Below are 10,166 nucleotides of genomic sequence, written 5' to 3'. Positions count from 1 at the left end.
GATCGGCGCGGAGGGCCCCGGGCTTTAGCCGCGCCGTCTCCCACACCGTTCCACGTCAGGACGGCCATTCTCCGGTCGACGCTAGAGGAATACCTACGGAGATCGCCGCAGGCTTAGTGCAATTTTTCACCAAATGTTTCTTTGTGTTTCAGCGGTGCGCAACACTTGAAACAATCCTCCCCCCCGCAGCAGGGCCGGGGCCGCCGGGCCGAGAGGCGTAACAGGCCGACATCTCACGACTTCAACGCCTTCATCGGCATCGGGCCGGTCGCTGGCACGACGTCTGCATCCCGTGCCCCTCCGAGCTTGTCCCCTTCCCCCACCCCGGCTCTTGAGGAAGCCATGAAAAGAACCCTCTTGGTGTTGGGCACCGTCCTTTTGATCGCCCCAGCCGGTCCCGCGGCGGCCTGGGATCTCTCCGGCACCTCGCGCACCGAGCTCCGGACCTCCTGGGCCGACGCGGACCCGGGCCAGGACGATCGGGGCGCCTACGGCTCCGAGTTGCTGGTCCTCGAGGCCGACGGCCTGCCCCTGGGGTCCCGGGCGTTCGCGGCCGGCGCGTTCCGGTGGGATCTCGGCCAGGAGGACGAGGACTCGGTCTTCTACTCCTCCGTGGACCGGTTTCCCAACGGGCGCCACCTGTTCGTCTACGACCTGGGGGTCGAGGTGAACCCGGCGCCGTGGGCGGGTCTCACGGCCGGCCGGTTTTCGTGGGAAAGCGCGGAAGGCGTGCATCTGGACGGGGGCGCCGCGCGACTCACGGTGAGAAGCCTGGGGCCGGTGGGGCGCGTGGCCCTGGAGGGGTTCGGGGGACGGCTGGTCCAGTACTACGACGACCTCGAAAAGGACAACGTGTGGGGCGGGGCGGTCGAACTCGGTCTTCCGTGGAACGTGACCGCCCGGGCCGATTATCTCGACTCGTTCGACGATCTCACCCGGCTGACCCTGCGGCACCGGCTCGCGGACCTGGCGTGGAGCAAGGCCACCGCCGAGTGGGTCAACGGCGATCTGCGGGAGGCCGAGGCGTCGGTGACGGCCTGGTGGGACCCCACGGGCACCGAGGTCACGGCCTCGGTCTACAAGAAGATCGGGAACGAGGAGGACGACGACTTCCTCCTGGACTTCACGGCCGACGCCGACCCCGGCCGATACCGGCTCGAGCGCCTGAGCCTGGAGCGCCAGGGCCCGTACAACCAGTACCGGCTCGCCGTGGAGCAGGCCGTCGGTCTCCACGTGACCCTGAGCGGCGCCTACACCAAACGCGACCTCATCGACGAGGACCACTACGAGGACCCCTCGAACACGAGCTTCGACGTCGTGCAACTGGGGCTCGGGCTCCTCGACCCCGGGATCCCGGGATTTACGGTGCGCGGCGGGGTTTCGTGGTGGAGGGAGGACCGGCTGGCCGGCCACGAGGCCCGAAGCCTCTCCTACTGGGTGGACGCCGAGCAGGCCTTCCTCGGCTCGTTCGTCGCCTCGGCCTCGTACTACCGCAAGGACGAGGACGTGAACAACGACCTGGAAAACCTGGTGGCCGACAGCCTGGAACTGGGGCTGGGGTACCGCCACGCGTCCCGGTGGTCGGCCGACCTCGTCTACCGCCGGGAAACCGACGACCTCCTTGAGGACCTCTACGGCGTGGACCAGGTTCACACGCTGGAAACCCGCCTGACGGTCCGGTTCTGATGCCCAGGGGACACGCCATGAGACTGCGATCCGTTTCGATAGCCGCGTTCGCCGCCGCCCTCGCCCTCGCCGCCGGGTGCCGGGAGGACACGGGCCTGCGGTTCTCCCACGCCCTCCACGCCGAGGAGGCCGCCTGTTCCGACTGCCACCGGGGGGACGAGGGGCTGCGCACCGGGATGGAACCCTGCAAGGACTGCCACGAGATCGACGAGCAAACCCCCTCGGAGGCGTGCCTCACCTGCCACACCCGGGCCGGGGACGAGGACTACGCCGTGTCCAAGGCCCCTAGGGGCCGCACGTACGAGGACGTGGTGTTCGACCACGATCCCCACGAGGACGTGGACTGCTCCCGGTGCCACGGCGCCACCGCCGGGGCGGAGAACCTGGCCGGGGTGGAGTTCCCGGGGATGGACGTGTGCATGGGCTGCCACGACGGCGACCAGGCGCCGGCCGAGTGCTCCACCTGCCATAGCCGGATCCGGGTGGGCCAAGAGCCCGCCTCCCACGACGGGCTCTGGGAGAAGCGCCACGGCAACCGGGGCGATCTCCGGGAGGCGACCTGCCGCCTGTGCCACCCCGGCCCGGACGCCTGCCGCACCTGCCACCGCGCCGAGAAACCCCGGAGCCACACCCTGGGCTGGAAGGCCCGCAGCCACGGCCTGGAGGCCCGGCACGACCGGGACAACTGCCGGGCGTGCCACACGGCCACGTTCTGCTCGGACTGCCACCGGGAGGCCCCCCGGAGCCACTCGCCCCGAAACGGCTGGCTCGCCTCGGGCCACCGGATCCGGGGCGCGGCCGAGCGGGAGAGCTGCCGGGTGTGCCACGCCCGCACCGAGGCCTCGTGCTTCGTGTGCCACCCCCAGGGGTACTGAGGCGCGACGCCGGCCCAAAACACCGAGTTCAACCTAGGGGCCCACCGAGCCCCCCAGACCCAACCCCACGGAGAGGAGCCATGCGAAAGATCCCGACCCTCCTGACCAGCCTCGCCCTGCCGGGGCTCCTGGCCGCGGCCGCGCCCGCGGCGGCGCACCCGGCCATCGAGATCCGCACCTATGCCGACGCCGACCGAGACGGCGTGGGCGACCCGGTGCGGCAGAACCTCGACGCCGCGAAAACCCTTCCGGCCAACGGCCAGGACGCCGCCCTGATGGCGGGCCCGCCCATGAGCCCGAAGGAAACCTGCAGCCTCTGCCATTCCTACGAGAAGATCACCTCGGCCTACCACTTCCAGCTTGGCCTGGACGAGCGGGTGGACGCCGACGGCGACGGGTTCGCCGACGACCTGGGGAAGGTGCTCGCGGGCCCCGGCGGCGTGCTCGAAACCCTGCCGACCCTCTACAACATCTCGTCGCCCGGCCAGTTCGGGGCCTGGTGACCGCCCTCGTACCGCCAGTTGGCGGCACAGGACAACGAGGACCACACCCGGTTCGACATCGGCACGGCCGACGAGATCGCCACCTGCACCTCGTGCCACATGGGGGGAGGGGCCTACGAGTTCGACCGGTTCGGAAACCGGTACGACGAGTTTTTCACTGAGAACCGCGAGGCCATTGAGGCCGGTGAGTTCGGCCGTCTGAACGGGGACTACTACCGCTACGACATCGAGGACATCGGCGCGGCGCCCTTCTACATGGCCCGCGACCTCATGGGCGGCGGCCCCTCGCCGGCGCTTTCGGCCCCCCATCTCCACGACTGGGGGGAGAGCGGGGTATTGGAGGCGGAGTGCCTCACCTGCCACCTGGACCCCTACGAGAACCGGCTCCACACGGCCGACGGCGTCGACGCCCAGAACTACGCGCCCCGGCTCAAGATCTTCGTCATCGCCAAGATGAACGAGGCCCGGGACGACTACGCCGACATCCTGGCGATCTCGGTGGGCCGCTATCCGACGGCCGCGGAGGTCCCCGAGGGGTACGAGGTGTTCTCCATCGACCGGTACTCGAGCCCCCTGTCCGGCACGTTCGAGGGCGGGAAGTTCTACGCGGCGCCCAACTCGCCGGTGGCGAGCACCCGCGACTCGGTCAAGGTCCCCATGGTGGAGGGCGGGAAGCCCGACGAGGCCGGGGGCACGAGCGGGTTCAAGATGCACAACGCCTACAACCCGGCCGCGAACGTTGTGACGGCGGCGAACCGCGACAAGGTGTGGGGCAGCCGCAAATTCCTCGGGTACTACTTCAAGTACGCGGCCACCGGGGGCCTCATGGGCCTCGACCTCGACGGCGACGGCGTGCCCCTGGCCTACGTGAAGCTGGTGAAAAAGCCGGGGGTGACGCTCGGGCAGGTGCCCGACGAGGTCCAGAACTACTTCACGGTCGAGACCTACTACGACCCGGACGACCTCGCCCTCTTCGCGGCCCAGGGCGGCACGAAGGCGCCGCTACTGGCGAGCGAAGACACCGGCAGCCACAAGTGGGACCTCATCTGCGGCCGCTGCCACGTGGGGTTCCGCGACCCGGAGAACGAGGGCCTCTACATCCGGCCCGACGTCATGGGCATGAAGGCCGACATCCCCAAGCGGGGAACCTTCTGGAAGATGAAGTACGAGGAGGACGAACTCAACTACGACCTGGCCCTGGAGAAGGTGGAGCGGGGGGAGAAGAGCCTCGGAGATCTCGCCGGGTACGACGTGCACGCGGCCCGGGGGGTGGAGTGCGTGGACTGCCATGCCACCAAGGCCGAGGGGCCGGCCGCGCCCGACCACAACTTCGGCAAGGGCATCGACACCGGCGGCACCGTGCGAAACGACCTCGATTTCCAGAAGGTCAAGGTGTGCACCGACTGCCACGGGCTCGACCAGATGACCCTGGCCCACCGGGACAACTTCGGCTCCGAGGAGATCGTGGCGGACCACTTCGAGCACGTGGCCTGCGAAACCTGCCACATCCCCTACAAGCGCTACTGGCCGTTCCGGGCCTTCGACTACTCCATGGGGTTCACCTACAACTTCGACTCCCGGTTCATGCCGAACCCGGCCGACCCGGGCGACGTCAGCCAGATGGTGCCGTTTTCGTTCTTCGGCGCCTTCGGCATCCAGGACCCCCAGCCGGGCTACTACGCGGCGGCGCCCTTCTACGGCATCGGCGGGCTTCAGTGGGCCGGTCAGTCGAACCCCCTGTTCGGCATGGACGTGGTGACCTCCATCGCCTACTTCGACCCCAACGGGCCCGACCCCCTGGTGGCCGAGAAGCTGAAGTTGGAAGGGAAGACGCCGGGGTTCGGCGCGGACCGGCCCCTGGATCCCTACGCCATGTTCTACACCCTGATGACCGACCCGGACGGCTCGGCCACGATCCCCACCCCGGACGCCGAGGGGAACTTCTCGCCGGAGAGCATCGGGGAGTTCTTCGCCACGGCCAACGGCAAGAGCTACTTCGAGTTCACCCCGGTGCTCTACAAGAAGCCCGACCGGGACGGGAAGATCAAGATCTACCCCGGGAACCCGGTGGCCGCCGTGACCTGGGTCTACTACGAGCCGGAGGACCCCGCCAGCATGCGGGTGCTGGCCCCGCGCGAACTCAACTCGATCCTGGCGGGCGCCGTGTCCCGGGAGGTCATGCCCGGCCGGCACCAGATGGGGATCGTGCTCCGCTCGAGCACCTTCACCCAGGACGAGACCGGGGCGATCACCGACTACGACCCGGCCACCATCGTGTGGGACGACAACTTCGACCTGCGGCCCGAGATCTCCAACGAGACCGAACTCGACCTCGTGCGCAGGGCCCTCGTCACCGTACTGGAGAAGGAAGACGAATACGCGGGCCGGGCCTCCCCCGACTACGACAAGGGCCTTAGGCTTGCGATCGTGGCCCACTATTTCACCGTAACCCACAACGTGCTTCCCGCATCTCAGGCGTTGGGGGCGGCCAAGGACTACGACAAGCTCGGCGGGGCCGTGCCGGCCGGGAAAACCCCGCAGTGCGTGGACTGCCACGCCCAGGGGACGAACCCCGTCCAAGGCGGCGACCCGGACGTGGTGATGAACGCCCGGCTGTCGAACCGCACGGTCACGTTCCTGCCGTGGACGATCGAGAACTTTGACGAACTCGTCGCCAAGGGGAAGATCTGGGTCGAGCCCGAGATCGGGTACGTGCACGGCGTGGACGTAAACCGCGACGGCGACACGGACGACGTGAGCCCCGACTTCTCCACGGTGGGGGCCACCGGCATGGTGACCCCGGGTGACCTCATCGGCGCGAGCCAGGCCGAGATCCTGGAGCACACCGAGGAGGCGGCCCACGCGTTTGCGAAACTGGCCGGCCTCACCCCGGTGGAGCCGGGCGAGGAGCCGGTGACGGCCGAGGAGCCGCACCCCACCCCCACCCCGGAGGGGGACAGCGGATCGACCGGCTGCTTCCTCCAGACCCTGTCCCGACCCTGATCCACAGGGTCGCATTCCCCCGTACGCCCCGGGCGGGTTCCTCCTCCCCCCGGGGCCTTTTTTTTGCCCGGCTCCCGCGCGAGGATAGGCCGCGGTCCCCCGCGACGCGCGACCCGAGGGAGGTCCGTGGGACTTCCGCTAGGAGTTCGCACACCGCGCCCCGGTCCGGCCGTCACGTTCCCGCGTGGTAGGGCCCCGCAGGCGCCCGGGAGGGATTCCGTGAAAAGGGAAAACGGGGAAACCAGGTCAAGGGTGGGGCCCGTCGTCCTGAGGGCCCGCAAGGATCGGTGCGTCCAGCACGCCGCCGCAGAGGCTTACCGGGAGGCCGCCGCACGGCTCCTGGCCGACGCCGAACCGGATCCGGAGTCGGGCCGCAGGGTCGAGATCCTGGGCCGGTTCCTCGCCACGGCCGACTTCCCGAGGCTCCGGAGACAGGCCGCCGAACTCCTGGAAAGCCGGGAGGAAGTCACCTACGAGGTGTGGATGGAGGAAGACGGACGGGTCGGCTGGCGCATCGTGGAAGCCGCGCCGGGCGCGTGAACAGCCACCCGGGGCGCGAACGCGCCCCGGATGTCCCGACGCGTCCGGCCCCCGAAAAGGCCGCCTTCGACTTCCGAGGGGGCGGGATCCGAGCCTCCCCGCCTCCTCACCAGTGGGGCTCGTTTCCGATGCGCTGGCCCAGGACCTCCAGGGTGTCGGTCACCACCACGAAGGCCTCCGGGTCGATGGCCCGCACGGCCCGCTTGAGCCGCGGCCACTCCCGGAACGTGATCACGGTGTAGAGCACGTGCTCCTCCTCCCCCGTGTATCCGCCGTGGGCCTCGAGCACCGTGACCCCCCGCCCGATCTCGCCCAGGACATGCCGGAGGATCTCCTCCCACCGCCGGGACACGATGAAAGCGGCCTTGCGCTGGCTCAACCCTGTGACCACCAGGTCCACGCCGCGGCTCGCCACGAAGATGTGCACGAGCGTGTACAGGGCGGGGTCGAGGCCGAAGATCGCGGCCCCCACCCCGAGCACGACGGCGTTGAACACGAGCACCGTGGTGCCGAGCCGCACGGAGAAGCGCTGGTACAGCATGACGGAGAGGACGTCGGTCCCCCCGGCCGACCCCCGGGAACGCAGGATCAACCCGGACCCCGCGCCGCTCAGGATCCCGGCCAGCAGGGCGGCGAGCATCCGGTCCTCCACCGGCACGGTCCAGTGGATCCAGTCCAAGGCCAGGGTGAACAGGACGGCGCCCACCAGGCTGTAGAGGAAAAACCGCCGCCCCACGAACCGCCACGCCACGGCAAAGAGCGGCACGTTGAGGGCCAGGTAGGCCCAGCTCACGGGTATCTTCGGGACCAGGTAGTGGATCTCGAGGGCCACCCCGGCCACGCCCCCGCTCAAAAACCCGTGGGGCACCAGAATCCCGTTGATGGCCAGGGCGCACAGCGCACTTCCCGCGGCGAGAAACGCGAGGTTCTGGAAAAGGCGTTCCCCCGCCTCCCACACGACGTCCGATCTTCCCATCTCGGCCTCCGTTTCGCCGAACCGCCCACGAAGGGGTCGGCATCTCCGCGGCCTTGACACCCATTCGCGCGGAGATAGGCTCGGCTCGGCACATCCTATCACCGCCACCGCGACGAAAGGAGGACCGGATGCGCCCCACAACGCGCGTTTTCCTGGCCCTGGCCGCCCCCTTCCTTTGGACCGTTCCCGCCGGCGCCGGCGGGCCCACCGCCCCCACGGGGGTGGAACTCCCGGCCGACTACCGCACCTGGACCGCCGTGGCGCCGAGCCTCCGGACCGACAAGGGTCACATCCGGATGATGCTGGCCAACCCGGTGATGGCCGAGGCGTACCGCAACGGCACCCTTCCCTTCCCAGACGGCTCGAAGATCGCGAAACTCGTCTACAAGGCCCAAAAGAGCCCGGAGTGGGAGGCGGCCACGGTGCCGGGGGAGCCGGTGAGCGTGGAGATCATGGAGAAGGACACGAAGCGCTTCGCCAAGACCGGGGGCTGGGGATTCGGCCGGTTCCGGCCCGACGGAACCCCGGTGGGGGACATGATGCTCTACGAAACCTGCTTTCCCTGCCACGAGGCCAACGTCAAGGACCACGATTTCGTGTTCACCCGGTGGGCCCCGTAGGCGCCCGGCGACAGGGCGGGGACCGAACGGGTACCGGATTATAGACCGTTCGGGTATCTTTCGAGCCCGATCGGGTAAAACGCCGTCTCCCCCCCTTCGGCCGCGGGCACCGGACCGCTATATTGCGGACTCGTTCGTATCGCTTTTCCCGAAAGGAGCGCGTCGATGAGTCCGCAAGCCCAGGCCAGCACGCCCGCCCCCTCCGAACGCCGCGACCCCCACGCCTCGGCCAGCTCCATGGCCCTTTATCTCAAAGACATCCGCAAGACCCGGCTCCTCACCCCCCAGGAGGAGATCGAACTGGCGCTGCGGATCGAGAAGGGCGACGAGGCGGCCCGCCGCCGGATGATCGAGTCGAACCTCAGGCTTGTGGTGAAGATCGCCAAGCGGTACGTGAACCGGGGTCTGCCGTTCCTCGATCTGATCGAGGAGGGGAACGTGGGGCTCATCAAGGCCGTGGAACGGTTCAAGGCCTCGAAGGGTTGCCGGTTCTCCACCTACGCCACCTGGTGGATCCGCCAGTCCATCGAACGGGCCCTCACGAACCAAGTCCGGACGATCCGGCTTCCCGTGCACGTGTCGGACGACCTCGACCGCCTGCGCCGGGTCACCGAGAGCCTCACGCGGGCGCTCCGCCGGACGCCCACCGTGGAGGAACTGGCGGAGGAAACGGGCTTCCGAACGGAGTACGTGGACCGGCTCCTCAAGATCCAGCGGCGCACGCTGAGCATGGACCAGGCGCTGGACGTGGACGGGGATTTCACCCTTCAGGACAAGCTGGAAGACCCCGACGCCCCGGACCCGACCGAGGGCCTCCTGCGCGAGAAAGTTGTCCAGCTCGTACGCGCCAAGATCGGCGTGCTGACCGATCGGGAGAAGAAGATCCTCACCCTGCGATTCGGTCTCGACGGCGGGGAACCAATGACGCTGGAGCGGATCGGCAAGATCTTCGGGGTGACCCGGGAGCGGATCCGGCAGATCCAGGTGGAAGCCCTGGAGAAGATGCGCCAGGCGCTGGAGGCGGACGGCGTCGGGTTCCACGACCTGGCCTAGCGCCGGCCGGGGCGTGTTGGGAAAGGGGCCTCGCAGGGGCCCCTTTTCCTATGAGGGGGCCCGACGGGGGCGGGCCGAGGGCCGCCGGGGGAAACAATTAGGTTAAGAGCGGCCAGCGGGCCCGGTCAAGGAAAAGCGTTCACCAGGGGTTGACACCGGCCGGCCGGTGCGTATAATGCGGCTTGCGTGTCGCGGGGTGGAGCAATTTGGTAGCTCGTCGGGCTCATAACCCGAAGGTTGCAGGTTCAAGTCCTGCCCCCGCTACCAGCAAAGACGACGGGCACTTAGGGCTAATCCTAGGTGCCCGTTCTTTCGTTCGCCCCGCCGCCTTTCCAACACTATTTCCAACAAGGAAGCTCAACGGCTACCCTTGATCCTAAGCGCCTTATAAACCGCCCCCCGGCGCGAGTTGGGCCAAGAGGTCTGCCGGCATGTGCTGCGGCAGGAGCACCCGGTACTCCTCCCGACTCGTCGCCACCGGCACGCGCTCGAACACGTGCTTCAGGTACCGGTACGGCTCCAGCCCGTTGAGTTTCGCCGTCTCGATCAGGCTGTAGAGCGCCGCACTCGCCTTCGCTCCTCCCGGTGTCGCGCTAAACAGCCAGTTCTTCCGCCCCACCACGAACGGCCGGATCGCGTTCTCCGCCAGGTTGTTGTCCGGCGTCAAAAACCCGTGGTCCACGTAGACCACCAGCCGCCGCCATTGCCCCAGCGTGTAGTGCACCGCCTTCCCCAGCAGGCTCTTCGGCACCACCCGGAGCACTTTGTCGTCCAGCCACGCCTTCAGCTCCTTCAAGACCGGCACCGCGTGCTCCCGCCGTTCCCGCACCAACGCCTCCCCCGTAAGCCCCTTCGCCTGGGCCCGGCGCTCGATCTCGTAGAGCTTCCGAATCCGCGCCAACGCCCAATG

The 10,166-nt window shown here is 68.6% G+C and carries 9 protein-coding genes and 1 tRNA gene; 8 read left to right on the top strand and 2 right to left on the bottom strand.

The features are described from left to right. The first annotated feature begins 342 nt into the window (after positions 1–342). The 5 genes from ACY0I8_RS13125 to ACY0I8_RS13105 all read left to right on the top strand — a co-directional run bounded on the left by ACY0I8_RS13125 (position 343) and on the right by ACY0I8_RS13105 (position 6,607). Entirely contained in the window at positions 343–1,686 is a 1,344-nt protein-coding gene (locus ACY0I8_RS13125; RefSeq protein ID WP_461395108.1) for a hypothetical protein, read from the top strand. A 17-nt stretch (positions 1,687–1,703) separates the two neighbouring features. After that, positions 1,704–2,561, top strand: coding sequence for a cytochrome c3 family protein (locus ACY0I8_RS13120; protein ID WP_461395107.1), 858 nt, complete (start codon positions 1,704–1,706; stop codon positions 2,559–2,561). An 80-nt stretch (positions 2,562–2,641) separates the two neighbouring features. Further along, positions 2,642–3,064, top strand: coding sequence for a hypothetical protein (locus tag ACY0I8_RS13115; RefSeq protein WP_461395106.1), 423 nt, complete (start codon positions 2,642–2,644; stop codon positions 3,062–3,064). Between the two features lie 18 nt (positions 3,065–3,082). Continuing rightward, the gene (locus ACY0I8_RS13110) at positions 3,083–6,067 is read left to right on the top strand and encodes a cytochrome c3 family protein (RefSeq protein ID WP_461395105.1); all 2,985 of its coding nucleotides are present in this window, start codon (positions 3,083–3,085) and stop codon (positions 6,065–6,067) included. Between the two features lie 252 nt (positions 6,068–6,319). Then, a complete protein-coding gene (locus tag ACY0I8_RS13105) occupies positions 6,320–6,607 on the top strand; it encodes a hypothetical protein (protein WP_461395104.1) in 288 nt (95 codons plus the stop codon). A 106-nt stretch (positions 6,608–6,713) separates the two neighbouring features. Here the strand turns inward: ACY0I8_RS13105 and ACY0I8_RS13100 are convergent, their stop codons facing one another. After that, positions 6,714–7,583, bottom strand: a complete 870-nt coding sequence (locus ACY0I8_RS13100) for a YitT family protein (RefSeq protein WP_461395103.1) — start codon at positions 7,581–7,583, stop codon at positions 6,714–6,716. A gap of 128 nt (positions 7,584–7,711) precedes the next feature. On the opposite strand from ACY0I8_RS13100, the gene ACY0I8_RS13095 reads away from it, so the two are divergent. The 3 genes from ACY0I8_RS13095 (at position 7,712) to ACY0I8_RS13085 (ending at position 9,523) form a co-directional block, all read left to right on the top strand. Next, on the top strand, positions 7,712–8,203 hold the full coding sequence (locus tag ACY0I8_RS13095) for a cytochrome P460 family protein (protein ID WP_461395102.1): 492 nt from the start codon (positions 7,712–7,714) through the stop codon (positions 8,201–8,203). Positions 8,204–8,368: 165 nt separating this feature from the next. After that, entirely contained in the window at positions 8,369–9,256 is an 888-nt protein-coding gene (locus ACY0I8_RS13090) for a sigma-70 family RNA polymerase sigma factor (protein WP_461395101.1), read from the top strand. Positions 9,257–9,446: 190 nt separating this feature from the next. Beyond that, positions 9,447–9,523: transfer RNA gene (locus ACY0I8_RS13085), tRNA-Met, on the top strand. 118 nt (positions 9,524–9,641) lie between these two features. Here ACY0I8_RS13085 and ACY0I8_RS13080 read toward each other — a convergent pair. Next, the coding region (locus ACY0I8_RS13080) for an IS66 family transposase (protein WP_461395100.1) at positions 9,642–10,166 on the bottom strand (525 nt) is incomplete at its 5' end.

The sequence above is a fragment of the Deferrisoma sp. genome (assembly GCF_054681715.1).
The sequence above is the reverse complement of the archived record's forward strand: the minus strand, read 5'-3'. Positions and strand labels throughout refer to the sequence as shown.

Excerpts from the sequence above, each read along its gene's own strand:
- ACY0I8_RS13125 (WP_461395108.1), top strand. The coding sequence starts at position 343 with ATGAAAAGAACCCTCTTGGTGTTGGGCACCGTCCTTTTGATCGCCCCA.
- ACY0I8_RS13100 (WP_461395103.1), bottom strand. The coding sequence starts at position 7,583 with ATGGGAAGATCGGACGTCGTGTGGGAGGCGGGGGAACGCCTTTTCCAG.
- ACY0I8_RS13090 (WP_461395101.1), top strand. The coding sequence starts at position 8,369 with ATGAGTCCGCAAGCCCAGGCCAGCACGCCCGCCCCCTCCGAACGCCGC.
- ACY0I8_RS13095 (WP_461395102.1), top strand. The coding sequence starts at position 7,712 with ATGCGCCCCACAACGCGCGTTTTCCTGGCCCTGGCCGCCCCCTTCCTT.
- ACY0I8_RS13115 (WP_461395106.1), top strand. The coding sequence starts at position 2,642 with ATGCGAAAGATCCCGACCCTCCTGACCAGCCTCGCCCTGCCGGGGCTC.
- ACY0I8_RS13120 (WP_461395107.1), top strand. The coding sequence starts at position 1,704 with ATGAGACTGCGATCCGTTTCGATAGCCGCGTTCGCCGCCGCCCTCGCC.